26 protein-coding genes and 2 tRNA genes are annotated in these 26,535 nt (G+C 71.2%); 16 read left to right on the forward strand and 12 right to left on the reverse strand.

Features of this window, described 5'->3' with window-relative positions:
• Positions 1-202 precede the first annotated feature (202 nt).
• The gene (locus ACZ6NZ_RS18700) at positions 203-1,495 is read left to right on the forward strand and encodes a L,D-transpeptidase (RefSeq protein WP_465859260.1); all 1,293 of its coding nucleotides are present in this window, start codon (positions 203-205) and stop codon (positions 1,493-1,495) included.
• A 110-nt stretch (positions 1,496-1,605) separates the two neighbouring features.
• Here ACZ6NZ_RS18700 and ACZ6NZ_RS18705 read toward each other — a convergent pair.
• Positions 1,606-1,681 (reverse strand) — tRNA-His (locus ACZ6NZ_RS18705).
• Positions 1,682-1,793: 112 nt separating this feature from the next.
• Complete coding sequence (gene orn / locus ACZ6NZ_RS18710) at positions 1,794-2,384, reverse strand: oligoribonuclease (RefSeq protein WP_357352045.1); 591 nt, start codon at positions 2,382-2,384, stop codon at positions 1,794-1,796.
• A gap of 72 nt (positions 2,385-2,456) precedes the next feature.
• Between orn and ACZ6NZ_RS18715 the strand changes: the two genes are divergently transcribed.
• Positions 2,457-3,740, forward strand: coding sequence for a glycosyltransferase 87 family protein (locus ACZ6NZ_RS18715; protein ID WP_465859262.1), 1,284 nt, complete (start codon positions 2,457-2,459; stop codon positions 3,738-3,740).
• Positions 3,741-3,860: 120 nt separating this feature from the next.
• On the opposite strand, the gene ACZ6NZ_RS18720 is transcribed toward ACZ6NZ_RS18715, so the two are convergent.
• The 3 genes from ACZ6NZ_RS18720 to ACZ6NZ_RS18730 all read right to left on the reverse strand — a co-directional run bounded on the left by ACZ6NZ_RS18720 (position 3,861) and on the right by ACZ6NZ_RS18730 (position 7,440).
• Positions 3,861-4,871, reverse strand: coding sequence for a hypothetical protein (locus ACZ6NZ_RS18720; protein ID WP_465859490.1), 1,011 nt, complete (start codon positions 4,869-4,871; stop codon positions 3,861-3,863).
• Between the two features lie 149 nt (positions 4,872-5,020).
• Positions 5,021-5,755, reverse strand: a complete 735-nt coding sequence (locus ACZ6NZ_RS18725; protein WP_366612836.1) for a YcnI family copper-binding membrane protein — start codon at positions 5,753-5,755, stop codon at positions 5,021-5,023.
• Between the two features lie 17 nt (positions 5,756-5,772).
• Positions 5,773-7,440, reverse strand: a complete 1,668-nt coding sequence (locus ACZ6NZ_RS18730; protein WP_465859264.1) for a copper resistance CopC/CopD family protein — start codon at positions 7,438-7,440, stop codon at positions 5,773-5,775.
• A 172-nt stretch (positions 7,441-7,612) separates the two neighbouring features.
• On the opposite strand from ACZ6NZ_RS18730, the gene ACZ6NZ_RS18735 reads away from it, so the two are divergent.
• From ACZ6NZ_RS18735 to ACZ6NZ_RS18750, 4 genes are read left to right on the forward strand one after another with little or no spacing between them, the layout of a single operon-like run.
• Entirely contained in the window at positions 7,613-8,203 is a 591-nt protein-coding gene (locus ACZ6NZ_RS18735) for a sigma-70 family RNA polymerase sigma factor (protein WP_465859266.1), read from the forward strand.
• 32 nt (positions 8,204-8,235) lie between these two features.
• On the forward strand, positions 8,236-8,760 hold the full coding sequence (locus ACZ6NZ_RS18740) for a MauE/DoxX family redox-associated membrane protein (protein WP_366612839.1): 525 nt from the start codon (positions 8,236-8,238) through the stop codon (positions 8,758-8,760).
• Positions 8,753-9,469 (forward strand): DsbA family protein, encoded by a 717-nt coding sequence (locus ACZ6NZ_RS18745; protein ID WP_465859268.1) that lies wholly within the window; start codon positions 8,753-8,755, stop codon positions 9,467-9,469. Before ACZ6NZ_RS18740 ends, ACZ6NZ_RS18745 begins: the two co-directional genes overlap by 8 nt.
• Positions 9,466-10,548, forward strand: coding sequence for a hypothetical protein (locus ACZ6NZ_RS18750; protein WP_465859270.1), 1,083 nt, complete (start codon positions 9,466-9,468; stop codon positions 10,546-10,548). Before ACZ6NZ_RS18745 ends, ACZ6NZ_RS18750 begins: the two co-directional genes overlap by 4 nt.
• Positions 10,549-10,832: 284 nt before the next feature.
• Here the strand turns inward: ACZ6NZ_RS18750 and ACZ6NZ_RS18755 are convergent, their stop codons facing one another.
• Genes ACZ6NZ_RS18755 through ACZ6NZ_RS18770 form a run of 4 tightly spaced genes read right to left on the reverse strand, consistent with a single transcriptional unit; the run spans position 10,833 to position 13,514 of the window.
• A complete protein-coding gene (locus ACZ6NZ_RS18755; RefSeq protein ID WP_465859272.1) occupies positions 10,833-11,591 on the reverse strand; it encodes an energy-coupling factor ABC transporter ATP-binding protein in 759 nt (252 codons plus the stop codon).
• The gene (cbiQ, locus tag ACZ6NZ_RS18760) at positions 11,588-12,358 is read right to left on the reverse strand and encodes a cobalt ECF transporter T component CbiQ (RefSeq protein WP_465859274.1); all 771 of its coding nucleotides are present in this window, start codon (positions 12,356-12,358) and stop codon (positions 11,588-11,590) included. Before cbiQ ends, ACZ6NZ_RS18755 begins: the two co-directional genes overlap by 4 nt.
• A gap of 14 nt (positions 12,359-12,372) precedes the next feature.
• The gene (locus ACZ6NZ_RS18765) at positions 12,373-12,801 is read right to left on the reverse strand and encodes a PDGLE domain-containing protein (RefSeq protein WP_465859275.1); all 429 of its coding nucleotides are present in this window, start codon (positions 12,799-12,801) and stop codon (positions 12,373-12,375) included.
• Positions 12,798-13,514, reverse strand: a complete 717-nt coding sequence (locus tag ACZ6NZ_RS18770) for an energy-coupling factor ABC transporter permease (protein ID WP_366612845.1) — start codon at positions 13,512-13,514, stop codon at positions 12,798-12,800. The genes ACZ6NZ_RS18765 and ACZ6NZ_RS18770 overlap by 4 nt, the downstream gene beginning before the upstream one ends.
• A 261-nt stretch (positions 13,515-13,775) precedes the next feature.
• On the opposite strand from ACZ6NZ_RS18770, the gene bcp reads away from it, so the two are divergent.
• The 4 genes from bcp to ACZ6NZ_RS18790 all read left to right on the forward strand — a co-directional run bounded on the left by bcp (position 13,776) and on the right by ACZ6NZ_RS18790 (position 15,822).
• A complete protein-coding gene (gene bcp / locus ACZ6NZ_RS18775) occupies positions 13,776-14,252 on the forward strand; it encodes a thioredoxin-dependent thiol peroxidase (RefSeq protein ID WP_366612846.1) in 477 nt (158 codons plus the stop codon).
• 29 nt (positions 14,253-14,281) lie between these two features.
• Complete coding sequence (locus tag ACZ6NZ_RS18780) at positions 14,282-14,815, forward strand: HNH endonuclease signature motif containing protein (RefSeq protein WP_465859278.1); 534 nt, start codon at positions 14,282-14,284, stop codon at positions 14,813-14,815.
• Between the two features lie 305 nt (positions 14,816-15,120).
• A tRNA-Leu gene (locus ACZ6NZ_RS18785) sits at positions 15,121-15,203 on the forward strand.
• Positions 15,204-15,294: 91 nt separating this feature from the next.
• Entirely contained in the window at positions 15,295-15,822 is a 528-nt protein-coding gene (locus ACZ6NZ_RS18790) for a GNAT family N-acetyltransferase (RefSeq protein WP_465859280.1), read from the forward strand.
• A gap of 4 nt (positions 15,823-15,826) precedes the next feature.
• On the opposite strand, the gene ACZ6NZ_RS18795 is transcribed toward ACZ6NZ_RS18790, so the two are convergent.
• The 3 genes from ACZ6NZ_RS18795 to ACZ6NZ_RS18805 form a co-directional block, all read right to left on the reverse strand.
• The gene (locus tag ACZ6NZ_RS18795; protein ID WP_465859282.1) at positions 15,827-16,816 is read right to left on the reverse strand and encodes an expansin EXLX1 family cellulose-binding protein; all 990 of its coding nucleotides are present in this window, start codon (positions 16,814-16,816) and stop codon (positions 15,827-15,829) included.
• A gap of 110 nt (positions 16,817-16,926) precedes the next feature.
• A complete protein-coding gene (locus ACZ6NZ_RS18800; protein ID WP_465859284.1) occupies positions 16,927-17,745 on the reverse strand; it encodes an MOSC domain-containing protein in 819 nt (272 codons plus the stop codon).
• A 4-nt stretch (positions 17,746-17,749) separates the two neighbouring features.
• Positions 17,750-18,583: an O-methyltransferase gene (locus tag ACZ6NZ_RS18805; RefSeq protein ID WP_465859286.1), complete on the reverse strand. Its 834-nt coding sequence runs from the start codon at positions 18,581-18,583 to the stop codon at positions 17,750-17,752.
• A gap of 238 nt (positions 18,584-18,821) precedes the next feature.
• Between ACZ6NZ_RS18805 and ACZ6NZ_RS18810 the strand changes: the two genes are divergently transcribed.
• The 6 genes from ACZ6NZ_RS18810 to ACZ6NZ_RS18835 all read left to right on the forward strand — a co-directional run bounded on the left by ACZ6NZ_RS18810 (position 18,822) and on the right by ACZ6NZ_RS18835 (position 26,479).
• Positions 18,822-19,895, forward strand: a complete 1,074-nt coding sequence (locus ACZ6NZ_RS18810; RefSeq protein WP_366612856.1) for an LCP family protein — start codon at positions 18,822-18,824, stop codon at positions 19,893-19,895.
• An 87-nt stretch (positions 19,896-19,982) separates the two neighbouring features.
• The gene (locus ACZ6NZ_RS18815; RefSeq protein ID WP_465859288.1) at positions 19,983-21,653 is read left to right on the forward strand and encodes a sugar transferase; all 1,671 of its coding nucleotides are present in this window, start codon (positions 19,983-19,985) and stop codon (positions 21,651-21,653) included.
• 90 nt (positions 21,654-21,743) lie between these two features.
• A complete protein-coding gene (locus tag ACZ6NZ_RS18820) occupies positions 21,744-22,691 on the forward strand; it encodes a glycosyltransferase family 2 protein (RefSeq protein WP_465859290.1) in 948 nt (315 codons plus the stop codon).
• Between the two features lie 17 nt (positions 22,692-22,708).
• Entirely contained in the window at positions 22,709-23,776 is a 1,068-nt protein-coding gene (locus tag ACZ6NZ_RS18825; RefSeq protein WP_465859292.1) for a glycosyltransferase, read from the forward strand.
• Entirely contained in the window at positions 23,773-25,134 is a 1,362-nt protein-coding gene (locus ACZ6NZ_RS18830; RefSeq protein WP_465859293.1) for a lipopolysaccharide biosynthesis protein, read from the forward strand. The genes ACZ6NZ_RS18825 and ACZ6NZ_RS18830 overlap by 4 nt, the downstream gene beginning before the upstream one ends.
• A 1-nt stretch (position 25,135) precedes the next feature.
• Positions 25,136-26,479, forward strand: coding sequence for an O-antigen ligase family protein (locus ACZ6NZ_RS18835; RefSeq protein WP_465859295.1), 1,344 nt, complete (start codon positions 25,136-25,138; stop codon positions 26,477-26,479).
• Positions 26,480-26,535 lie beyond the last annotated feature (56 nt).

Here is a 26,535-nt window from a genome sequence, read left to right on the forward strand (position 1 = left end):
ACTCTTGCACTCCCGCCGCTCGATGACGGCGCGGCGACCCCCGCCCCCGGGCACGGAGACGAGCCAGGCTCACGAAACGCCGGATAGTAGCAGGATTCGGGCACTATTGACGGCGTGTTTCGGTTCACCCTCGGCAACCGGGGCCGGCTCTGGCGCGTCAGTAAGAGACGATGGGGCAGCGACCACAACTGTGAGGGACTTCATGCGAGCTAGCCAGGACCAGCTGATCAGGCCCGGTGGGCGACGCCGCGTGTTCGCGGCCGGGCTCCTCGCCGTGGCGCTGGCCTTCACCTCGGCCTGCACCGACGGCGACGGCGGCAAGTCGTCCTCGTGGCACGGTGGCGGCGAGAACCCGGCACCGAAGGCCGCGGCGACGATCAGTGAGCCGGCGGCCGACGCCAAGGACGTGGCAGCGTCCACCGGCATCACCTTCACCACGAAGGACGCCGTGGAGACCGCGGTCGAGCTCAAGGACGCCGCCGGCAAGGCGGTCGAGGGCACCCTCGCCAAGGACGGCAAGTCGTGGCTCCCGGCCGGCGCGCTGGCCTACGGCACGAGCTACACGGCCACCGTGACCGCCAAGGGCGACGACGGGCTTCCGGCCACCGCGACCAGCACCTTCACCACCATGGCCAAGCCCGGCAACCAGGTGCGGGTGAGCAGCTTCCTCGGCGACAACCAGGTGGTCGGGGTGGGCATGCCGCTGATCGTGAAGTTCAGCCGGGACATCCCGGAGGACTACCGCGACGACGTGCAGCGCCGGATGACCGTCACCTCCACCCCGGCCCAGGAGGGGATCTGGCACTGGGTCAGCCCCACCGAGATCCGCTACCGGCCGAAGGAGTTCTGGAAGCCCAACAGCAAGGTCTCCTACCGGGTGCAGGCCGGCGGCCTGCCGATGGGTGCGGGTTGGTACGGCCGCGCCGACCTCTCGGTGGACATCAAGATCGGCGCCGCGGTGGTCATGACCGTCGACAACAAGACGAAGCGGATGACGGTGACCCGCAACGGCTCTGTGATCAAGACCATCCCGGTCAGCCTCGGCAAGAAGAGCACCCCGTCGTCGAGCGGCACGATGGTCGTCATCGAGAAGCTGCGCAAGACGGTCTTCGACACGTTCGAGGAGCTGGGCCCGGAGGAGGGCTACCGCACCAAGATCGACTTTGCCCAGCGCCTCACCTGGGGCGGGGAGTTCATCCACGCGGCACCCTGGTCCGAGGGGCAGCAGGGCACCACGAACGTGTCGCACGGCTGCGTCAACGTGTCGATGGCCAACGGCGACTGGCTCTTCAAGAACACCCAGGTCGGCGACCCGATCACCGTCAAGGGCACCGAGCGCAGGCTCCAGAACGGCAACGGCTGGACCGACTGGAACATGAGCTGGAACGAGTACGTCAAGGGCAGCGCCCTCCCGTACGAGCCTCCGGCCGACCCGGACGCCACCACCCCGACCCCGGACGGGACGGCCACCCCGTCCCCCACACCGACCGCCTGAGCCAGCCGACGAAAGCCCCCTCCTCGGAGGGGGCTTTCGCGTCGTCCCCTGTTTCGCCCCCACAACGACTCAGGCCCCCTCCGAGGAGGGGGCCTGAGCAGTGAAACCAGTGGGGTGACTGAGGGGAATTGAACCCCCGACAACCGGGACCACAACCCGGTGCTCTGCCAACTGAGCTACAGCCACCACGCCGCCGTCGCCCGGTTGATCGCTCCGGGCGGGGTGCGGACCAATAATAGCCACACCCCGACGTACCTCGTCCAGCGGGTTCCCTGCTCCCCCGGACGAGCCGGCGCGGTCAGAGTTCGGCGGCGATGGCCTTGGCGGTCTCGACGTCCGGGCCGGGCAGCGGAACGAAGACGGTGCGCCGGTAGTACTCCAACTCCCGGATGCTCTCCCGGATGTCGGCCAGCGCCCGGTGCGCGAGACCCTTCTGCGGCTGACCGAAGTACACGCGGGGGTACCAGCGGCGGCAGAGTTCCTTGATCGACGACACGTCGATCATGCGGTAGTGCAGGTGGGCGTCGAGGCGGGGCATGTCCCGGGCGATGAAGCCCCGGTCGGTGGCGATCGAGTTGCCGCAGAGCGGCGCCGTACGCGGGTCCTTGACGAAGGTGCGGACGTACTCCAGGACCAGGTCCTCGGCCTCGGCGAGGGTGACCGCCGAACGACGGACCTCCTCGGTGAGGCCGGACTTGGCGTGCATCGTCTGCACGACCTCCGGCATCCCCTCCAGCGCCGCCTCGTCGGCGTGGATGACCACGTCGACACCGTCACCCAGCACGTTGAGGTCAGGATCGGTGACCAGTGCCGCAACCTCGATCAGTTTGTCCCTGCCGAGGTCCAACCCAGTCATCTCACAGTCGATCCAGACGAGGAGATCAGCCACCGGGACAGCCTACGCGCAGCCCACGCCCCGCGGCTGCGCGCTCTCGGCGGAGCGGACCGCTAGGGTTTCGGGGTGCCAGCAGAACCCGTCGCACCGCCCGCCGTCACCGAAGACGATCCCGGCGGCCGTACGGTCCGTCGTCTGGTCGCGGTGGTGGCCCTCGGCGCGGTGCTGCCAGCGCTGTACCTGCCCGGCCTCGTGCACAACTTCTTCGATCTCAAGATCTACATGTCCGCGATGGACTGGTGGCGCGTCGGCCACCCGCTCTACGACTACGTACAGCCCGACCGGGTGCAGGGCGAGCTGTACTTCACCTACCCGCCCTTCAGCGCGCTGCTGCTGTGGCCGTTCGGCCTGTTACGGCTCGGCGCCACCGTGGCGATCTTCACGGCGCTCACCGTGCTGGCCGTGGTGGTGACCACCCGGTGGCTGGTAACGCCGGTGATCGCCCGACACCACCTGCCCCGCACGTTCACCCTGGTCGCCGCCGTCCTGCTGGTGCTGGCGGTGGAGAGCATCCGCGAGACGATCACCTTCGGCCAGATCAACATGCTGTTGGTCGTGCTGATTCTGGCCGATCTGCTGTTCGCGGTGCCGCAGGCGCGACGCTGGGCCGGGGTGGGCGTGGGGCTGGCGACGGCACTCAAGCTGTTTCCCGGCATCTTCATCGTCTATCTGCTGGCCACCCGGCGGTGGCGGGCCGCGGCGGTGGCGAGCGCGACCGCCGCGGCGGCGACGCTGCTCGCGGCGGCGATCGCCCCACGTGACTCGTGGCGGTTCTGGACGCACGAGTTGTGGACCACCGAGCGGGTGGGACGCACCGACATCGTCGGCAACCAGTCGCTGTTCGGCCTGCTCAGCCGGTTCACCGAGCCGGAGAAGCCGGACCGGCTGCTCTGGCTGCTGCTGGTGACCGCGGTCGCCGGCTACGGGCTGTGGCGGGCCGCCCGCGCCGCGCGGGCCGGTGACGCGTTGACCGGCCTGACGTTGACCGGGTTGGTCGGCGCCCTGGCCAGCCCGATCACCTGGACCCACCACATCTACTGGTTCGTGCCGGCGGTGGTGCTGCTCGCCGACGCGGCGTTGAGCGCGAACCGTCCGGACGAGGCACGCCGGCGTCGGTGGCTGGCCGGGCTGGCCCTGGGCATCACCGCCGTGACCATCTACGGCGTGGTGACGTTCCAGGCCTGGGGCGCGGGACCGGTCCGCACCCACGACCCGGTGGACTTCGTCGTGCAGAACACCTACGTGCTGCTCAGCCTGCTGCTGCTGGCGGCGTTGCCGGTGCGCTCGACACTCGATGCGGAAAATCGCACCAATTGGACAGACCTCCCGAGTAGCCACGTTCGCCGCTAATCTGTCCTCATCTACCTCAAGCGTCGCTCGGGTAGCACCGCTCCCCCGGTGAGGGTGGCCCTCCGCGTCGGCAGCGCGGTGGGCCACTCGCCGTCTCACCCACCACCACCGGCCGGGCCGTCACCCGATCGGGCCGCCACGGGCCGGGTCGTCACCCGGTGCGGCCACCACCGGCCGGGCCGTGGGCTCGTCCACGTCGGCCGGCGGCCAGGCGAGACTCAACGTCACCTCCGGCGGGCGGGGCAGCCGGACCGGTTCGTCCAGGTCGGCGAGGGTGGCCGCGCGGGCCGCGCCGATCGCCGACCGGGCGGGTTCCGGGGCGCCGGAGCCGACCGGGGCGAGTTGTCGGAGCGGCAACGGCGGGGACGGCTCGGGTTGCCGGGGGCCCAGGCCACTCAGCGAGCTGACCCCGAGCCGGCCGGCGAGCACCGGCACCTGATCCGGCTCGACCACGAAGATCACCTCGCGTGGCCGTAGCGGCCGCAGCAGGAGCAGCGCCGCGCACACCACCAGCAGCACGCCGACCGTCAGCAGAGCCCAGGTGGCCGGGCCGGTCCACCCGACCCGCAACTCGGCGTGCAGGTCCAGGGCGAGGTCCTCCTCTCCGTCGGGGCGCATCACCACCAGACTCATGGGTTCGCCGGCGAGGTCGTCCGCGCTCCACTCCAGCGAGCCGATCCCCTCGCGTACCCAGAAGGGTTGGCCCAGCGGTGTGACGACCCCGTCGGCCGGCGCGACGCCCGGGGTGCCGGCGGCCGGATCGAGCCGGACCGGCAGCGGACCCCGGGCCAGCGCCACGCGGCGAACCGTGGCGTGCGGCACCGCCTCCAGCCACCCACGCACCTCGGCGGTGGGCGCCAAGCCGACGAAGGCCGGCCCGCCCGTGGTGCGGGCGTCCAGACGCAGCCGGGTCTGCGCGGTACGCGCGAAGGGCGCTTCCTGCCGCAGCAACCGGTCGAGGTCGGTGACGACGATCGCGTGACCGGGCGTGCGGACAGTCTCGAAACGGGCGGCGAAGGACCCGCCGGGGTCGGCGTGTCGGGTCACCAGCCACAGCCCGCCACCGGCGAACAGCGCCGGAATTCCCACCACCAACAGCAGCACTCCGGCGATCACCCGCACGAACCGCATTCGCACCGTCCCCCTCCGTAGCCAAATACCCGGCCGACCTTACCGACGTAGCCCGTCTGATCAGGGGATATCCACGGCACGGTCGGCATCGACTCCGGAAAGCGCGCTGGCCCGCCGGAAGATCCGGCGGGCCAGCGGGTGAAACGGGGTCAGACCTTCGCGACCGGCTCCCGGCGGGTACGCGTGAACGCCAGCCCGCCCAGCACCAGACCGGCCAGACCGGCGACGAGACCGGCCACACCGAGGCCGACCGCGAGCCCGTTGCCGTCGTCGTCGTCATCGTCGTCGGGCGAGGCCACGGCCGCGCTGGGCGAGGCCGAGCCCGCCGGCGCCGCCGCGGCGGCCAGGGTGAGCACCGGAGCGGGGTTCTCCGGCTCCTCGGCACCCGGGGCCGGCTCATCGATCCACCGCGAGATGTTGCCGTCCGAGTAGGTCTGCAGGGTCTTGAAGACCATCGACTCGACCTGCGGCAGCGGCCCCATCGAGACGGGGAACTCCTGGAACTGACCCGGCTTCACCCCCGCGTCGGCCGAGGCCGTCCAGGTGATCTTGGAGACGGCTTCGGTGAGCTGGCTGCCGTGCACCTCGATCGGCGGGTCCACCTTGCGCTTCTCCGTGGCGACCGTCCAGCCGGGCACCGGCATCGTCGACACCGAGCCGACCGGGGCGTTCTCCGGCAGCACCACCTCCAGCTTGATGGTCGACGCGGTGTCACTCTCGTTGGGCACCCGGAACGCCACCCGGGCGTAGCCACCCTGGGTTGCCTCCTTCGGGTTCACCGTGACGTGCGCGGACGCCGGTCCGGCGAAGCCGAGCACAGCGGTGGCGGCGGCGGTGAACGCCAGGGCGGCAGCGGCGGTTGCGGTACGCCGGATTCGGGTCATGGGTTTCGCGAACCTCTCTAACGGATGGGCACGGTGGCGGTCACCGTGGCCTGGTCGATGTCGGTCGTTCGAGCGGTGATCTTCAGCTGCCACTCGCCGGAGGTCGGCATGCTGATGTCGCCGTAGGCGTGACTGTCCGTCAACCGCAGCAACGGCACCTCGATCGGCTCGATCCCGGCCGAGGGCAGCGCGGCTGTCGCCTTCCACTCCTCGACCAGCAGTGGCTGGTTGGCCTTGTCGTACGCGTACAGGTGCACCGTGTTGTTGCCCCGCCCGGCCGGGCTCACCTCGACCTCGACGGACAGCAGCGGGCTGGAGAGCCTGGTGCTGAAGAGGCCGGACTCGGCCCCGGCGGACGGCCCGGCCGCGGCGGTGCGCGCGGGCGTGGTCTGCACGAGCGTGGCGGACACGGCCAGCACCACGACGGTGACGGCCAGCTCCACCAGGACCGCCCGGCGCACCGGCACCGGGCGTTGCGCCGCGACGCGACTGCGCACCAACTTCCGGGAGTACGCGGCCACGGCGATGACGATCGCGAACAGCCCGATCTTGGCCAGCAACAGGCGCCCGTACGTGGTGTCGAAGAGCGCCTGCGGGGTGGCCACCTCGATCAGCGCCTGAACGGTGCCGGCCAGCAGCAGCGCCGAGACGGCGAGCGCCGCCCAGCGCGACCAGATCGGCAGGATCGCGCCCAGCTCCCGCTCGTCGGCCTGGCGCAGCAGGAAGACGGCGAGCATGAGCAGACCACCCAGCCAGACCGCCATGCTGCCCAGGTGCACCGCGTCGACCACCACCGAGACCGCCGGTGCCGGGGAGGCCGCCGCGTGCCCGGCCAACGGCCAGGTCAGCAGCGCGGCGCCGCCGAGCACGGCCAGAATGATCGCGTCCGCGCGGCCCGCCGGCCGGGCCAGCAGCGGGCGGAGCAGGAAGACGGACGCCGCCAGCAGGCCGAGTCGAACCAGGTGGGCGGCGCCGAAGGTGCTGCCGAAGACAGTGCCGAACCCCTCGCCGGTGACGTCGAAGAAACCACCACCGGCCGTGTACGGCACCTGCAACCACAGGTCGGCGAGGGTGGCGACGGCCACCAGACCAAGGCCGGTCCAGGCCAGCCGGGTCGGCCCCCGCCGGGAGAGCCGCCGCGGCCACAGGGCGGCGAGCACCAGCGCCGGCCCGACCAGCAGCACCAGGCCGGCGTAGCCGAGGAAGCGGGCGACCTTCACCGCCGTCTCCACCACCGGGTTGGCGCGGCTGTCCGTGCCGGAGTCGACGGGTGGGGTCGAGGGCGCGCCGACCGAGTAGGTGAACGCGCCGGAAACCGGGTGGCTGTCGGCGGAGATCACCCGGAAGCTGACCAGGTAGGTGCCGCGCGAGCCGGCCGGATCCACCGGGATGGTCACGACGGCGTCACCGAACGACGGTTCGCCCCGGTCGGCCCGGGAGCCGTCCGGTGCGATGATCCGGATCTTGCCGGGCACCTTGCGGACCGACTCGCTGAACGTGAGAACCACCTCGGACGGCCCGCTCGGCACGATGGAGGAGGCGGCCGGGCTGCTGCTCTCCAGCACCGCGTGGGCGCTGGCGGAGGTGGCTGGCGCGATCAACAGGGCGACGACGGTGACGAGGAGGCCGGCGGCTGCGGCCAGCCTGGCGGCCCAGCGGCGGGGGGCGACAGTCATGCCGGACATGGTCGCCGATAGGTGTGCCTTTCGACGACCCGAGGGGGGTGATCGCGTCGGTGGTCGCACGTCATGAAGTGGTAGTCGGCCCGGAACGGAGAAAAGTTCCCGACGTGGTGCAGACCATCCAAGGGTCGAACGATCCTGACGCGCCGCCGGCCGCCGCGTAACCTGGTGTGTCGTGATCCCTGTCCCGCGTGACTCCGGTGCCGTCAGTCCGGCTGAGCCGGCCGACGAGGTCGCCCGGGACCCGGCAACCGAGTGGGCGCTGACCGCCCGCCACGGCGACCCGACCGCCCAGGCGGCGTTCGTCCGGCTCACCCAGGCCGAGGTCTGGCGGTTCGCCGCCGCCCTGGTCGACCCGGACAGCGCCGACGACCTGACCCAGGAGACCTACCTGCGGGCGTTCCGGGCGCTCCCCGCCTTCGAGGGTCGCTCCAGCGCCCGCACCTGGTTGCTCGGCATCGCCCGCCGGGCCTGCGCCGACCACCTGCGCACCGTCATCAGGCGTCGGCGGCTCGACGAGCGCCTGGCGGCGAACGCGTACACCGACCGACCGCACCCCGACCCCGCCGGTCAGTTCGGCGCCGCCGACCTCGTCCGTCGCCTCGGCCCCGAGCGGCGCTCGGCGTTCGTGCTCACCCAACTGCTCGGCCTGTCGTACGCCGAGGCCGCCACCGTCGAAGGGGTGCCGGTGGGCACCATCCGGTCCCGGGTCGCCCGGGCCCGGGACGACCTGGTCGAGGCGGTCGGCGACGCCCTGACCGGCTGAACGCGGAACTTCCGGCGCGGACGGAACGACAAATGAGCGTGACAGCACCTTCCCCCCGGTGGGGCCGTTGGCCACTGGTCCGCCCGTGGCTCGGCATCGCGGCCCGACTCGGCCTCGCCGCCGTCTGGCTGGTCGCCGGCGCGTCGAAGGTCAGCGACCTCGCCGCCTCCGGGCGGGCGGTCAACGCGTACCAGGTGATGCCGTACGACCTGGCGACCGTGATCGGCGCGGCGCTGCCCTTCGTCGAGCTGGCGTTGGGCGTGCTGCTGCTGCTCGGGCTGGCCACCCGGTTGGTCGCCGGGGTGTCCGCCGCGCTGCTGGTGGTCTTCATCGCGGGGATCGCCTCGGCCTGGGCGCGGGGGCTGGCCATCGACTGCGGCTGCTTCGGCAGCGGCGGGCAACTGGCGGCGGGGCAGGCACCCAGTTACCTCCCGGAGATCCTCCGGGACCTGGGATTCTTGGTCTTGGCCGGATTTCTGCTGATCTGGCCTCGTACGCCGGTATCGGTGGACGGGTGGTTGTCCGGCGAACCCGTTGTGGAGGACGAGGATGAGTAGTCGCAAGGGGCAGCGGGACGCCGCCCGGGTGGTCCGCGAGCAGTTGGCCCGCGAACGGCGCCGCCGCCGCACGATCTGGGTCTCCGCCGCCGCGGTCCTCGTCCTGGTCATCGCCGCCGGCATCGGCTGGGCCGTCTGGTCCAGCCAGCGCTCCGACGACTTCACCACCCCACCCGGCGCCAACGCGCAGGGCACCGGCATCGTCACCGGCGGCGGGCCGGTCACCGTCGACGTCTACGAGGACTTCCTCTGCCCGGCCTGCAAGCAGTTCGAGCAGACCAGCGGGTCCACCCTCGAACAGCTGGTGGCCGACAACAAGGCGAAGGTGGTCTACCACCCGGTCGCGTACCTCAACCGCTTCTCCACCACCCAGTACTCCACCCGCTCCTCGGCCGCCTCCGGCTGCGCCGCGGCGGGCGGCAAGTACCACGAGTACGCCAAGGCGCTCTTCGCCCAGCAGCCGCCGGAAGGCAGCGCCGGGCTCACCGACGACACGCTCATCGACATCGGCACCAGCGTGGGCCTCGATCGGGGCTCCTTCGGCAGTTGCGTCAGGGACGGAACGTACAAGGGCTGGACCGAACACGTCACCGACGACGCCAGCCGCAGCAACGTCACCGGCACGCCGACCGTCAAGGTCAACGGTCAACCCGTCGAGAACCCCACCCCGGACGCTCTCACCGCAGCCGTGGCGGCGGCCGGCAAGTGATCCGTACCCTGCTGGGCCGCGCCGCCCTGGTCGCTGCCGCAGCCGGCCTGGCGACAGTGATCAGCGCGGCGCCCGCCGCCGCCCACGGCGCGGACGCACCCGACGGCACCGACTACCGCACCCGGACCACCGGCGTCGCACCGGCACGGCCAGGGCTTGAGGTACGCGTCATCGAGGCGGGCGCCCGACTGGAACTGACCAACCGCACCGGCCGCGCCATCGAGGTCATCGGCTACTCCGGCGAGCCGTACCTGCGCGTCGGCCCGGACGGGGTCTTCGAGAACAGCCACTCCCCCGCCACGTACCTGAACCGCACCATCGACGGGGACACCGAACTCCCGGCCGAGGCCGACCCGGCCGCCGCGCCCTCCTGGCAACGGGTCGACGACGGCACCACGGCGCGCTGGCACGACCAGCGCGCGCTGTGGCAGGAGTCGACGCCACCGGCCGCGGTACGCGCCGCACCGGACCGCGAACACCGGGTCCGGGACTGGGCCGTCCCGCTGCGCGACGGCACCGACCCGGTGACGATCGGCGGCACGCTGGACTGGGTGCCGCCGCCGGACGCGTACACCTGGTGGGCCGTGACCATCGTGGGGCTGCTCGCGGTGGGCGCGCTCGGCCTGTTCGCCGCCACCGCCCCGGCCGGTGCCCGCGCGCTGTCCGCGCTCGGCGTGCTGCTGATCGTCGGCGGCGCGCTGGCCGTCGGGTACCCGGTGGGACGGGAGTTGGACGCGGGCGCCCAGGGCGTGGGCGGGGTGCTCGTCGGGCTGCTCTCCGGGCAGATCTGGCCCCTGCTCACCGGGCTCGGCGCGATCGCCGCCGGCTGGTACGCGCTGAGCCGCCGCCCGGCCGCCGACTTCGTGGTCGCCCTGGCCGGGGCCTGCCTGGCGCTCTTCGCCGGAGCGTCGAACGCCGCCGTGTTCGCCCGCGCCATCGCCCCGGTGCCCTGGTCACCCGCGACCGCCCGGGTGATGGTGGCGACCTTCCTGATCACCGGCGCCGGCGCGACAGCCGCCGGCATCCTGCGCCTGCATGCCACCTCCCGCACCACCACCGCAGCAGTCCCCACCCCCTGACCCCCGCGCGGCCCCCCCGCGCCGCGCCGCCCGCGCGCCGCGCCGATCTTGCGCACGGCGCCGATCTTGCACTTTGGGTCGCCGTTACGCCCCGATTTCGGCACTTATGTCGCCGCAGAAAGTGCAAGATCGCGGGGCAGGGGCCGCGGGGGCGCGCCGATCATGCAGTTATGGTGCCCGGGTTGGCGGTTTACGGGCGTTTTGTTGCCCACCACAACCGCATGATCGGCGAGGTGGCGCCGGGTGACGAACAGCCGCTCCGCCTGACGCACATGGCGTTGGGGCTAGGGGTGCGGGGTGAAGCCTCGGGGGAGTTCCAGGCGGTGTCTGGCCAGTAGGTCGGCGTCGTTGAGCAGGGTGGGGGTGGGGGCGTCCGCGACGATCCGGCCGTCGTCGAGGATCACCGAACGCTCGCACAGCTCCGCCGCGTACGGCAGGTCGTGCGTGACCATCAGCAGGGTCACCGGCAGGCCCCGCAGGATCTCGGCGAGCTCCCGACGGGCCGCCGGGTCCAGGTTCGACGAGGGCTCGTCGAGAACCAGGATCTCCGGGTGCATGGCGAGCACGGTGGCCACCGCCACCCGGCGACGCTGCCCGAACGACAGGTGCTGCGGGGCCCTGCCCCGGTGCTCACTCATCCCCACCGCGGCGAGCGCCTCGTCCACCCGGGCGGCCAACTCGGCCCCGCGCAGACCCAGGTTCGCCGGCCCGAACGCCACGTCCTCCGTCACCGTGGGCAGGAACAACTGGTCGTCCGGGTCCTGGAAGACGATGCCCACCCGGCGGCGGACCTCGGCCAGGGTGGCCCGATCCGGGGTGACGGTCAGCCCGCCGACGCTCACGCTGCCCTCGGTCGGGGTGAGGATGCCGTTGAGGTGCAGCACCAGCGTGGTCTTCCCCGCGCCGTTGGGCCCGAGCAGCGCCACCCGGTCGCCCCGCGGCACGTTCAGGTCGACCCCCTGAAGGGCGACGTGCCCGTCCGGGTACGCGTAACGAACACCCCGAACGTCCAGCGAGACAGCGGTCTGCACGACACCGATCATGACAGTACGACGGCGGTCGCGGCGATGGAGGCCGCCAACACCGGTACGGTCGCCGCGACCAGCCACTGACCGGCGCTCGCCGCACCCTCGCCCTGCCACACAGCGGGCATCCGCCCGGTGTAGCCGCGGGACAGCATGGCCAGATAGACCCGCTCGCCGCGCTCGAAGGCGCGCAGGAACAACGCGCCGATCCCGGCCGCGAAGCCCCGCAGCTGCCACAGGAACCGTGGGTCGTCTCCCCGGGAGATCCGGGCCACCCGCATCCGCCGTGCCTCGCCCACCAGCACGTCGAGGTAGCGCAGCATGAACGAGGCGATCTGGGTGAGCACCTGCGGGCAGTGCAGCCGGTCCAGCCCCACGATCAGGTCCCGGGTGGTGGTGGTCGCGGCCAGCAGCAGCGAGGCGAGCACCCCCAGGGTGCCCTTGGCCAGAATGTTCCACGCGCCGTGCAGCCCGTCCTCGGACAGGCGCAGGCCCAGCACCTCGACCCGGTCGCCGCTGCCGAGGAACGGCAGGGCGACCGCGAACAACACGAACGGCAGCTCGATCAACGCGCGGCTGAGCAACCACCGTGGACCCACCCGGGCCAGCGCCGCCACCGCCGCCACCAGCACGGCGTACGCGCCGAAGGCCCAGAACGCCTCGCGTGGGGTGGCCACCACGGCGAGGGTGAAGACCACCATCGCCACGATCTTGACCTCGGGCGGGAGCCGGTGCACCGGCGAGTCCGACTCGCGGTACAGCACGTGCCCGTGACCGGCCCCCATCCGCGTACCCCTGTTCAGCTTGTCGCGGCGGTGGGCGACGTCGCCGCGTCGTCCTCGGCGGGCGTGGCGTTCCCGGTGGACGTCGCCGCGTCAGCGCCGGTCGGCGTGCCGCCCCGGCGGCGCAGCAGCCAGAACCCGCCGGCTCCGACCGCGAAGGTGACCAGCACCCCGAGCACCCCGGACAGGCCGGTGGAGACGAAGCTGTTCCGCACGCCCCGGACGCCGTAGTCGGCCAGCGGGCTGTCGGCCAACTCGTGGTCCTTCGCCTGCTGGGCCGGGCAGCTGCCGCCGACGATGTTGTCGTCGGCGTCGACGGTGCAGCCCTCGAGCAGCGAGGAGTCCAACCCGTCCGGGTGGGACGAGGCGTAGTTGCTGACCACTCCGGCGAGCAGCAGGGCGACCAGCAGGCCGCCGGCCAGGAAGGCCCAGGAACGGTTCTTCATCGGACACCTCCGGAGACCGGGACAGCGGGGGCGGTGGGGGTGCGCAGGGAGCGCAGCGCGTACACCAGGTCGGGTCGCACCTTCGCGACGGTGAGCACGGTGGTCGCGGTGATCAGGCCCTCGCCGATGCCGATCAGCAGGTGGGTTCCGGCCATCGTGCCGGCCAGGCCGGCCAGGTTGCCGCCCAGGTCGGTGGTGCCGCCCAGCCAGTACTGCACGACGAAGCCCTGGGACGCGACCACCACGCTGAGCATCGCGGCGACGAACGCGGTCACCGCCAGACCCGCCCGGGTCCGGGGCAGCACCCGCAGCAGCAGCGCGATCAGCGCGTACGCCGCGGCGGTGCCGAGCAGCGCCATGTTGGTGATGTTGAGGCCGAGCATCGCCACACCGCCGTCGCCGAAGATCAGCGCCTGCACGACCAGCACCACGGAGACGCAGAGCGCGCCGACCCACGGACCGACGAGCATCGCGGCGAGCGCCCCACCGAGCAGGTGGCCACTGACACCGGCCGTGAAGATCGGGAAGTTGAGCATCTGGACGGCGAAGATGAACGCCGCCACCAGGCCGGCCATCGGGGCCAGCCGGTCGTCCAGGTCGCGCCGGCCGCGCAGAACGCAGAAGGTGAGCGCGGCAAGAGCGAGCGCAGCGAAGATCGCTGCAACGGGACCGTCGATGATCCCGTTCGAGATGTGCATCGCCAGTGTCTCCACGCGACCTCCTACGCGTCAGCGGGCCCGGCCGGGCCGGCGTGGGACAGCCTATTTCCCAGGACTAGTTGTTGCCAGAGCCTGGCAACAGGGCATGGTCTTGATCACCTCTAGCAGGTCAAGCCTGTGAACGACGGGTTGCCAGCAGCCAACCCCCTGATGATCAACCCCCGCGTCCCCGCCCACCGACGACAGGCGCACGCTCGTGGCGACGGCCCGCGTCGCCGGTGACGGCGTCCGCCGGCACGACGGTAGGGTCGGGCCATGACCTCGCCCGACCGACTCTCCCCCGGTGACCCAGCGCCCGAGTTCACCCTCGCCACCGACACCGGCGACCAGCTCTCCCTCGCCGACCTGCGAGGTCGCAAGGTCGTCCTGTACGCCTACCCGGCGGCGATGACTCCCGGCTGCACCAAGCAGGCCTGCGACTTCCGCGACTCACTCGCCTCCCTCCAGGCCGCCGGCTACGAGGTCGTCGGCATCTCCCCGGACAAGCCGGAGAAACTGGCGAAGTTCCGCGAGCGCGACGCCATCACCTTCCCGCTGGTGTCGGACCCGGACAAGTCGGTGCTGACCGCCTACGGCGCGTACGGCGAGAAGCAGCTCTACGGCAAGACCGTCACCGGCGTGATCCGCTCGACGTTCGTGATCGACGCCGACGGCAAGGTCGACCGGGCGCTCTACAACGTCAAGGCCACCGGGCACGTCGCCAAGCTCCGCCGCGACCTCGGCCTGGACTGACTGTCGTACCGGGGCGCTACGGTCCGTCAGTGGTCCGATACAAGTACACCCCGGAAGCACTGGCCGCCGCTGCCGCCGCCGCCCGCAACATCACCGAGGTGATGCGGTTGCTCGGCGTTCGCGTCAGCGGTGGCTCACACGCGCACATCAGCCGACAGCTCAAGCGGTTCGGCATCGACACGTCGCACTTCATGAGGCAGGCGCACAACAAGGGGCGACGTGGCGAACGGCGCACCACCTCCTCGCAGCTCCTGGTCGTGCTGCCCGACGGGTCCCGGCGGACGCCAGGGGTGCGGTTGAAGTGGGCACTGGGCACGATCGGCGTGCTGGAGGAGTGCGAGGGGTGCGGGATAGGGCCGGTGTGGCGGGGCGCACCGCTCGTTCTGCACGTCGACCACATAAACGGGGATTTCCTCGACAACCGACCACCCAACCTGCGGATTCTCTGCCCGAACTGTCACAGCCAGACCGACACCTACGCCGGCCGCCGGAACCGTTCTACCGATCTTCCCATCGCCAAGAAATTGTCGACGTGTTCGGCCGGGTCGATGCCCAGCAGGTGACGGCCACGGAGGCGGCACGACAGTTGGGCTGGACCCCGGCGTATCTACACAAGATTCGGCGAAGACTGGAGCAGGACGGGGTGTTGAGACCACGTCCGAACCGTGACTGGCGTTCAAGGGCTCATCATGAGGCCGTAATAGAACAGGCGCTGGAGCACCCGGATGTCGGACCGAAGCGGCTGTCCGGCATCCTTCGCGATCTGCCCCGTGGGGGATGCAGAGTTGGGCACGGCACGATCTCGACCATTCTCAGGGAGGCCGGGCTCAACACCGTCGCAGCCAGACACTCTAGACTCAGGGAGTTGGCGGGAGTGGCGTAACGGCAGCCGCGCAGGTCTTAGGAACCTGTATCCGGAAGGATGTGGGGGTTCGAATCCCCTCTCCCGCACAGGAAACACCGATCACGTACCCCCGAACGGGTTGTCGGGCGCGTCACTGTCGCGGGTCGTGGGCCTGGTCGTTGGGTCAGGATGGCGAGCGTGAGCCTGCGCTTCGTCCTCGATCCTGACCTGACCCCGCAGCTACGCGCCGAGATCGTCGACCTCTGGGTGGACGTCAGCAACGCGGGCGGGGCGGTCGGCTTCGTACCACCGGTCACCGCCGCCGAGGTGCACGTCACCGCCGATCCGACCTTCGCCGGCATCGCGGACGGACCGGACCGGCTGTTGGTCGGCTACTCCGGCGACCGGCTGGCGGCAATGCTGATCTTCAGTGACAACCGTTTTCCGCTCACGGCGCACTGGCGCACGGTGAAGCGGGTGATGGTCCACCCGAGCACCCAGGGCACCGGCTACGGCTCGGCGCTGATGGTGGAGGCCGAGCGACTGGGCAGGGCTTTGGGCCACGAGGCACTGCACGTCACGGTGCGCGACGGGCTGGGGTTGGACAAGTTCTACGGTCGCCTCGGGTACCGGGAGGTCGGTCGGCTTCCGGGCGCGTTGCGGGTAGCCCCCGACGATGACCGGGACGAGATCCTGATGTGGCTCGATCTGACGGTTCCCGCCTGAGCGGTCAGCCCCCGCACCACCGGGCGTTGGCCCGGGCCGAGCTGGTGGTCGGCGCGTCGGTGGCCGGAGCGCTCGTCCTCGCCACCTCGACCGAGCGACGGGTCGGCGTCGGCGTGACGGTGGGTCGGCTGCTCGGCGGGCGGGGCGACGCGGACGGACGGCGGGGGGCGGCCCCGGCACCGGGTGCGTACATCCGGACCGCGCTGTTCTGCACCTGGCCCGGCGCCAAACGGATGCCACCGGCGGTGACCCGGTTGCCGTACACGTCGGTGACCCGGACGCTGAACGGGCCCGGCCCGACGCCGGAGGCGATCAGCCAGTAGTTGTAGTCCTGCCGGGCCGCCGACTGCCAGGGATCGCTGTCGCGCTGCCGGACCTCGACGGACCGCAGCGGGTTGCCGTGGTTGCCGACGCGGACGGCGAACCACCACTGCGACGCGCCCTCCTTGATCCGGAAGGTGAGTGGTCCGGGCAGCGGCGGGTTGACCACCGCGCGGTAGGTCACCGGGACGAGGCCCTGGACGGGGTCGGCGATCCGGGCGAAGGCCTCGCGGGACAGGTCGAGGTGGCCGGGTTCGCACTCCGGGCACTGGTCCATGATGAGCACCCGGACGGTGCCCTTGGGGCCGACGACGTCGAGGAATCCGCCGCAGGCGGCGCCGGCGGAGTATTCCGTCGGACCGAGCGCGACGTAGAGCCGGTTGGCCGGGGCAGCCGGGTTCGAGCAGTTGCCGCCCGCGCCCTTCGAGTCGTAGAAGGTGGCCTTGCCGGTGTGCGTGGCGTTGCCGGTGGGTGGCGCGGCGGCCAGCGTGCGGCCGGCGGCGCAGGCCGGGGTGGAGCCGGAGCGCAGGGTGAGGGTGAGCCCGAGCGTCGCCGCGAGGACTGTGACGCCGGTGGCCACCAGCCAGGGTTTCGCGCCGGACGACGGCGTGGGCCGGTCCTCTGGAGAATGGTCCAGGTCGATGTTGATGTCGACAGCGCTTCCGTCCGTCACGACGGCGATGCTGCCGGACCCGGTCGGGTACGGACAAGCGGGCTAAGCCAAAGCTAAGACAGCATCGACGGACGGTGACCGTGAGGTGCCGGTTGCTGGTCGGCGACCGGTCAGGGCGCGAGGACCACCGGGGCGTCCACCGCCAGCGGTCCGCTGTCGAGCGGCACCAGGTTCAGTCCGAAGAGGAGTTTCTGCCTGACGTTGCGGTGCCGCCCGAGGGTGCGCAGCGGCTCCCTGGTGCGTACCCCGGTCTCCTGGTCGGTGGTGGTCACCACGCAGCGGTCGCACGGCCCGGCGGCCTGGAACGTCCGGTCGCCGATGCGCAGCCGCCGACCTACCCAGTCGTCCTCGGACCAGGCCGGCGCACCGCTGACGACCAGGTTGGGTCGGAAGCGGGTCATCGGCACCGGTTCCTCCCCCGCCTCGGCCAGCCAGTCGTTGAGGGCGTCGAGGGAGGTGGCGTTGGCCAGCAGCACCGGGTAGGCGTCGGCGAAGCTGACCTGGTCGCCGGTGTCGTGTTCGCGGGTTCCGGCGGCCAGGTGGCGGGTCGGTTGGGCCAGCCAGACCAGTCGGACCGGTCGGCCGAGCAGAGCTTCGAGCCAGTCGTCGGCCGCGCGGCCGGCCGGCAGCGCGGGGACCGGGAAGGTGCGGCTGCGGAAGGTACGGACCCCGACCGGTTCGCCGCCGGCCGGCTCGGGCACGTCGAGGTCGGGTTGCCCGTCGGCGCGCAGCGACAGGCCCCCGGGGTGCACGGAGGCGCGCAGGCCGACGAGCCGGGTCGTGTCCCGCTGGGTGACGCCGACCCCGTCGGCGTCCACGACCATCCACCGCCGGTCGCCGGCCAGACCCCACCGGTGCAGGAACGCGCCGTCGTGGTCGAGCCGGTGACAACCCTTGACGGGGTACGTGTGAATCGAGGTCAACCGCACCCGGCTACCATGCCACGCCGATCCCGTCGCCCGGGTACCAGTGGTTGGCCGGGGTCTCCCGGTAGGCGAGGAACCGCCGGCCGGTGCGTTCGGCGTGCTCGGCGAGCACGTTGGTGCTGGTGACGTTGTCGGTGAGCAGGATCGCGCCGGGTGCGAGCTTGGGTTCCACGGCGTCGAACTCACGCTTCTCGTGGGCTCGGCTGTGGTCGCTGTCGTGCAGGAACAGGTCGACCGGGCGGTCCAGCGCGCCGATCGAGGCGATCGAGTCGCCGATCACCAGGTCGACGACCTCCGACCACGGCGCGACCCGGGCGAGGTAGCCGGCCTCGGGGTTGATGTCCAGGGAGGTGACGCGGCCCGGGTGCCCCTCCTGCGCGTTGCGCAGCAGGGCGGAGGCCAGGACGACGCTGCCGAGTCCCTTGTCGACACCGGTCTCGACGACGTGGGTGGGGCGGGTGGCACGGACGATGGCGTACCAGCCGATCCGCCGGGCGTAGCGGATCTCCTTGTCGGCGAGGCCGCGCCGGTCCGAGGCGGCGATCGCTGCCAGGAGGTGTTGGCGCAGGCCGTCGTCCGACTCGATCTCGCCGAGGTACGCGCGTACCTGTTTGACCGGGATGTCGCAGACCACGCTGACGAACCAGGCGAGGTGGTTGCGGCTCAACGAGGTGAGGTCGTACGTGTAGTTGTGGTGCTCGCGGGAGGTCAGCAGCCAGCGCGCCGAGCGGCGCAGCACCTTCGCGTCGTGCCGCGCGACCGTGCGGAGCCTCTTGGGAAAGGCGGCGATCGGGGCGAGTGGAGTACGCGCGACGGCCCGTCGGAGCTTGATTCGATCCACGGGTGCCGTTGTAGCAGGGTTCGGGCGGCAGCGGGAGTGTCCTCGCGAAAGCGGATGGTCACGTTGCTCCACCCTCCCGCGGGGGCGGCAGAATAGGGCCTGGAAAACGCTTCCGGGCCGGCGTTCCCGGCAGTCCGTCCGGCCGCAGGGCCGGGTTCGCCGCCCCGGTCGGCAGGCGTGCGATAGCCGAAAGGACGAGGGTGCACGACAGGCGCTCGCAATTAGTAGCATCGCCGGCATGTCTGGTGCTCAGCGGTACACCGATGCCGACACCGCGTTCGTCGATCCACACGCAGTCGACCCGCACGAGGATGTCCCGTCCGGGGGCAAGCGGCGACGTCGCGGTCCCCGCTGGCGTCGCGTCCTCGTCATCTGCCTGGTAGTCGCAGCGATCCTGGGCGGCGGCAGCATGATCGGTGGCGCCCTCTACCTCCGCTCGGTCGAGAAGGACATCGACCGGGTTGATGCCTTCGCCGACGTCCCCGAGGAGGGGCGTCCGCAGGCGGTCGCCGACGGCGCGATGAACATCCTGATCCTCGGCAGCGACTCCCGGGACCCGGAGAGCACTGGCGGCTCGCGTACGGACACCATCATCGTCGCGCACATCCCGAAGGACCGGTCCAGCGCACAACTCGTCTCGATCCCTCGGGACACCTGGGTCAACGTGCCGAAGTCCAAGAACGGGGGGCACGGCGGCCGCGATGCGAAGATCAACGCAGCGTACGCCTGGGGTGGCGTTCCGCTGATGGTGCAAACAGTCGAATCGTTCACCACGGTGCGAATCGACCACGTCATGATTGTCGACTTCGCTGGCTTCAAGGAAATCATCGACGCCCTGGACGGCGTCAACATCAACGCGGAGAAGTCGTTCACGTCGATCCACCCGCCGTTCCGCAAGTTCGAGCAGGGCATGCAGCGGATGGACGGCGAGACGGCCCTGGACTACTCCCGCCAGCGCAAACAGTTCGCCGACGGCGACTTCGCCCGCATCCGTCACCAGCAGCAGGTCATCAAGGCCATCCTCGACAAGGCCGTTTCCGGCGGCATCGTCACCAATCCCGGGCGGCTCAACTCCTTCGTCAAGGCGACCTCGAGCGCCGTGTCGGTGGACGAGAAGATGTCGCTCGTCAGCATGGCGACAGACCTGCGGAACCTCCGTGGACGTAACCTCACCTTCGTCACCAGCCCGACGAAGGGCACCGGTCGAGTGGGCAGCGAGAGCGTCGTCTTCGCGAACACCGAGAAGGCAAAGACCTTCTACGATGCCGTGCGCCGGGACTCCGTCGACGAGATCCTCGCCAGCGCCAAGTAACACCCGGGCCGGTCGTTGCCGCCGGCCGCCGCCTTGTCTCGAATTTCGGACCGGCCAGGTCAGCCGGCCCTCACGGGGAGGTCCACAATGTCCAATCAGCCCGCTATGTGGCATCGACCGGTGCCGGCCGAGGACCGGGCCGGGAACGCCACCGACGGCCAGGGCGACGGTGAGGGGGACGACGAGGGGAGCCGTGGCGGGAGTCGCCCTCCCGCCTACCAGTTCCCCGGTTACCAGCCCGCCGGTTACCAGCCCGCCGCCCAACAGCCCGCCGGCCACCAGACTTCCGGCTATCAGAACCCGGCCTTCCCGGTGCCCGCCGACCGGCGCTCGACCCCGCCCGCACCCGCGCCGGCGCCTGCGCCTGCGCCTGCGGCGCACGAGCCTCGCGCCGGCCTGGACACGACCGCCGTCCTGCCGTACGCCGGATCGCGCGCCTCGACCCGGACCCGGTGGCTGCGGGCCTGGATGATGACCGCCCCGGTCGACGTCCTGGCGCTGCTGACGCCGCTGCTCGTCACCCAGCAGTACTGGCGCGGCACCCTGGCCATGACGGTCCTGACCGTGATCGTCTTTGCCAGCGGCGGCCTCTACCGGGCACGACGGCACGTGAGCTTCCTCGACGAGGTGCCGAGCCTCTGCGGGCGTCTGCTGGCCGCCGCGTCCGCGGTCGCCATCGTCGCGGCGATGCGTCACGAATCCGCCGAGTACGTCTTCAGCTTCACCCGCGGTGTCGCCGCGTCGGCGGGGCTGGTCATCCTCGGACGGGCCGTCACCCGCGAATTCGCCATCGTCGCCCGCAAGCGCCGGTGGGTCGAGCACAACACCATCATCGTCGGCAGTGGCCCCACCGCCGTGGAACTCGCCCGGCTGCTGCGCCGCTACCCCCAGTACGGCCTGCGCTTCGTGGGTTGTGTCGACACCCCGGACGGCCCGTCGGCGCTGCCGCTGATCGGATCCCTCGACGACCTGGACAGCCTCGTCCGGCTGCGCGAGTGCGACGTGGTGATCGTCGCGGACGCGAACTGCTCCGAGACCTCACTCATGGAGATCCTGGCCCGGCCCCGGACGGCCGAGTGCGACCTGTGGGCGGCCACCCCCCTCTGGGGGTCCCGTTCGCACGGCGACCACATCGGCGCGGTCCCGGTCGTCAGCATCGGCGACATCACCCTCTCCGGCCCGCAGTCCGCGCTCAAGCGCGCGTCGGACATCGCGTTCGCCTCGGTGGCGCTGCTCCTGCTGAGCCCGGTGCTCCTCATCTGCGCTGTCGCCACGCTCATCGACGGTGGCCCCGGCATCTTCTTCTACCAGGAGCGCATCGGTCGGCACGGCCGGCCTTTCCACATCATCAAGTTCCGGTCCATGCGCCCCGTCGACGAGCACGAGTCGCAGACCAACTGGTCCATCGCCAACGACCGGCGGGTGGGGCCGATCGGTCGGATCATGCGCAGGACCTCCCTCGACGAGCTGCCGCAGCTCTGGAACATCCTCCGTGGCGACATGAGCGTGGTCGGCCCCCGACCCGAACGCCCCTACTTCGTCGAGAAGTTCTCCGCCGAATACCCCCAGTACGCGATGCGCCACCGCGTCCCGGTCGGGCTCACCGGTCTGGCGCAGGTCAGCGGGTTGCGCGGTGACACCCCGATCTCCGACCGGGCCCGCTTCGACAACTACTACATCGAGAACTGGTCCCTCTGGCTCGACGTCAAGGTGGTGCTCCGTACGGTGACCGAGGTGTTCCGCGCCGGCGGCCGCTGATCCGCCCACGCACCGGCACACCGCCGGGTACGGCCACGGCCGTGCCCGGCGGCCGTGTGCCGGTCGTACCCCCAACGCATGGAGAACGCAATGCCGAACGTATCCGTCGTGATCCCCACCACCGGCCGCCCCAGCATCGCCGACGCGGTGCTCTCCGCCCGATCCCAGCAGGGCACATCCGTACACATCGTGGTCGTCTGTGACACCCCGGAGGTGCCGCAGACGGTGCGGAACCTGGGGCAGCACATCGACCGGGTGGTCTGCACCGGCGGCGGCCGGCGCGGGTCGTACGCCCGCAACCTCGGAGTCACCCACGCCATCCCGGGCAGCCACGTCGCGTTCCTCGACGACGACGACACCTGGCTGCCGACCAAGCTGGCGGCACAGGTTCCCGCGCTCGAGCGGGTCGCGGCGGCCGGGTTCCGCCCCGTCGTGTCGTCCCGGATCCTGCAACGCAAGGACGGCGCGGAGCCGCTGCCGGCGCCGGCACCCGCCGAGGTGATCCCGGACGGCATGCTGCCGGAGGACTACCTGTTCCGCCGCCGTCACCTGGGCATCGGCCGGCAGTCGCTGCCCACGTCGACGCTCCTGACGACGTACGAGTTGGCGACCGAGTGCCGCTGGGACGAGACGCTCCCCCGCCACCAGGACTGGGACTGGCTGGTCCGGGTCGCCCGGCTGCCGCGGGTGAAGATCGTCCAGGTGGAGGAGGCGACGGCCGTCTACACGGTGGGCAGCCCCGGGTCGATCTCGGCCGGCGCCGACTGGCGTACCTCGTGGCACTGGGCTCAGCGCTGGGAGGGAGTGTGGGCACCGGGGACCTTCTCGGACTTCATCGCGGCCCAGACCCTCCGCTACGCTCTCCAGGCCCGGGACCGGGAGGGCGTACGGGAGATGGTGCGGGCGATCCGCCGCAACTCGCCTCCGTCCGCCCGGAACGCGGTGCTGGCGGCGCTCGGGCTCGTACCCCGGTCGACCCTGGAAAGGGTCGCCATGCGCAAGTCGAAGGCCCCCAGCAGCCCCTCTCGACCACTCTAGACCGAACGGCCACACTGATGCGTCTGCACTTCGTACTGCCGCAGCTCGAGCCGTACTACGGCATGGAGCGCGCCGCAGTCCTGGTGATGCGCGGGCTCGCACGTCACGGCGTGGAGGTGTCCGCGACCGTTCTGTCCCGGGGAGTTCCGCACGGGCTCGACGATCTCCGTATCGACACCCTGGACCTCGGGTCGCGGCTCACCCGGCTGGTGGAGGCCGTACCCCCGCTGCGCCGCCGGCTGCGGAGCCTGCCCCCGGACGTGGCGGTCGTCGCCAGCGGTTTGTGGGGCAGCGTGCCCGTCGGAGCGGCTCTGGCTGGCTCATCTCGGACCTTCATCGCCTGGGAGCACTCGCTGCTGCCCGAGCGAATGCGGGCCGACCGTCGGGTACGGATGCTCGCCCGCGCGTCCGGGTTCGGTGCCCTCCGGCCGCGGCTCGTCGTGGCCGTGTCCGACGGCGTCGCCCGGACGGTACGCGATCTCCACTCCGGGTCGCGCGTGGTCACGATCCCCAACCCGGTGCCGACCGCGCCCTTCGTCCCGCCCCGGCCAGTCGCCGATCCGACGAGGATCCGGCTGGTCACCACCGGCGCGCTCCGCCCCCTGAAGAACCACCTGTGCGCCATCGACGCGCTCGCGGAACTGCCCACCGCATACCACCTCACCCTCGCCGGCGACGGCGAGGAGCGGACACTGCTGGAGACCCGGGCGCGCGAGCGCGGCCTGGCGGATCGGGTGACCTTCCTCGGCCGGATCCCCGACGTCCGCGGGCTGCTGACCGACGCCGACCTGCTCGTTCACCCGTCACTGGCGGAGACCTTCGGATTCAGCCTCGTGGAGGCAGCCGAAGTGGGGCTGCCCGTCGCCGCGATGCCCGTGTCCGCCGTCGACGAGATGGTGCCGGACCTGGTGCCCGGCGCGCTGGCGACGACCCCGACCCCCACCGCGCTCGCCGAGGCGATCAGGCACCTGACGGGTTTCGGCCGGCCCGGTCCCGTGGAGTTCGAGAAGGCCTGGCACGCCCGCTCGGTCGCCTTCGATCCGGCCGGGATCAGCCGACAGTGGGTGGAGGCGGTACGACGATGACCCTCGCCCAAGGAACAGTCGACCTTTCGGGCGAACCGGATCGCAGCGCGTCACCACGCCATCGGGCACCCCGCCGCGGTGACGCCTTCCTTCGCAAGTCCGGCAGGTTCTTCGTCGGAACCCTGCTGCGGACTCTCGCCCAGGGAGCACTCTTCGTGCTGCTGGCGCGGGAGATGCCCATTGACACGTACGGTCTCTTCGTCGGCATCACGGCCCTGGTGGCGGTCATCTCGCCCTTCGCGTCGGCCGGCGCACCGAGCCTGATCTTCCAGAGCCACGCCGACGCGCCTGCCGAATGGGCCCGCCACCTGGCCCGGGGGCTGCTGCTGTCGGTGGTGTTCGGGGCTGGTGCGACAGTGCTCGTCGCCGCGGCGGGCGCGCTGATCTGGGGCGCGCAGGCGAGCCTGATCGACCTGTTCTGTCTGGCCTTCGCCGACCTGGTGGCCTGGCGCCTCATCGAGGCGGTGGCCGCCTCGGTCCAGGCCCGGGGTCGGATCCTGCTCGCCTCCGTCATCCCCGCGTTGCTCCAGGTCGCCCGGTTGGTCGGGGTCATCGTGCTGGCCGCGACTGCCGGACCGGTCACCCTGCACGCCTGGGCCGTGACCTCGGTAGTGCTGTCGACGGTGGTGTGCGTGGCAGTGGTCCTGGGTGGCCTCCGCGGGTCAGGTCGGACTCCACTGGAAGTCCGGGGATCCTTGGCGCAGGCGCGGACCGGCATGCTGTTCGCGGTGGGTCTGTCCGCCCAGACCGTGTACAACGATCTCGACAAGGTGATGCTCTCCAAGCTGGGCACCACGGAGAGCGCGGCCATCTACGCCGCGGCGTACCGGGTCGTCGACTTCGCGTACACGCCCGCCCGGTCGATGGCGGCTGTCGCGTACCCCAACTTTTTCGAGGCGGGACGTAACGGCCCTCGAGCCGCACTGCGGCTCACGCGCAAGCTGCTGCCGCGCTACCTGGCGTTCAGCGTGCCGGCATCCCTTCTCCTCGTCGCGTTCGCCTGGATGATGCCCCTGGTCTTCGGCCCCGAGTACGAGGCCGCCACCCTCGCCTTGCAGGGCCTGAGCGCACTGCTGGTGCTGAAGGCGATCCACTACCTCGCCGCCGATACGCTGTCCGGTGCCCGTATGCAGGGACGCCGGACCGTGGCCCAGATTGCGGTCGGCGTGGTCAACGCCGGCCTGAACGTCTGGCTGATCCCGGCGTACGGGTGGCAGGGTGCGGTGGTGTCGAGTCTGGTGTGCGACGCTCTGCTCGCCGTGCTGCTGTGGGGGTGCCTCGTCGCTGCCCTGCGGCGCGACCCGCCCCGCGACACCGAAGCTGAGGCGGCATCGGCAGCTGACCGAGAAAGGGTCTGACGTGACCACCATCTTCGGTGTCCTACTGACCGTCGGTGGCATCGCGGTAGCCCTGTGGTTGGTCCGGATCCGGCGGGACATCGCCGCTGCCTTCGGCGACCGTGCGACCGCGGCTGCTCTGGTCGGATTCGCCGTGCTCACCAACGCGGCGCCCGCGCTCGTCGGCAGCCACAGCTCGGTGCTCATCGGCGTTCTGCTGATCGCTCTGCTGGCCTGGCTGGTGTTCTCCGGCCGGGCGATTCTGCGCGGACCTTCCGACGTGTGGCTGCGGATCTCGATCGCGATGGCCGGCGCGCTGCTGGTCTGGTCCGTCGGCGTCGACGCCCTTACCGGGAACGGGTTCTACGGTTCACGGCTGCCGGCCTACTCGGCGGCCGCGCTCGTGCTGCTCGCCATCTGGTTGATGGCTGCCCGCACCGCGGTAAGCGTCCGCGCGATGGCCTATACCGGGCTGGCGGTCCTGGCGCTGCTGACCATCCCGACCGCCGTGTACGACCAGTCGTGGCGGATCTGTACCGGCGGGAAGCTGGAAAAGTGCTCGTTGGCCGGGGCGCTGTTCAAGAGCTTCTACAACTCCGAGAACTACGTGGCCATGCTCGCGTCCTTCACGCTGGTGGCCGCGTTCTGCGCGATGCGCCGCCTTGAGCTGGTGGTGACGACGTCGTTCTGCCTGTTGGTGATCGTCGCCACCGGCTCCCGCACCAGCTACCTGGCCGTCGGGGCGGTATGCGCCTGGGTGCTGGCCGCACTGCTCGTACAGCGTCTACGACCGAGCATGCGGATCCCCTTCGCGATCTGCGTCGCGCTCGTCATCGGCGCGCTGACAGCCGCCACATACCTGACGTGGAGCGCGTCGAAGACCACGCTGAGCAACCGGGGCAACATCTGGGTCGCCGCCCGCGACTACCTGAGCGGTCGGGAGGCCGTCGGCGTCGGCGTCTCGAAGTGGTTTCACCTCCAGGACATAGGAGCGGCACCCACCCACTTCTTCCACTCCGGGTACGTCCTGGTCATCTTCTCCGGCGGTTTGGTCGCACTGACCCTGTTCGGCCTCTGGATGGCCACCCTGATGCACCGGAGCGTCGAGGACGGGCAGGCGTTCGCCGCCAAGGCGCCGCTTGTGCTTCTCATCGTCTACTCGTTCACCGAGGTCGTCTGGAACCCACTGTCGGTGGACGGGCTGACCTGGATCGTTGTGCTGCTGGTCCTCACCGCGTCGGTGTCCGCGCCACCCGCGCGCACTCCGACACCAGGGCCGGTGGACCTGGTAGACCGGCCGGCACCCCTGGCCGGGCTCCGTCGACTCATCGGCCGGCAGGACAGCCGGGCCGCCGCGTTCAACTGAATCCGCTGACCGCAAGCCCTGCCCCGCGGTCCCCGGTGCCCGACCGAGCCGCTGCC

Source organism: Micromonospora sp. NPDC047756 (assembly GCF_055587245.1).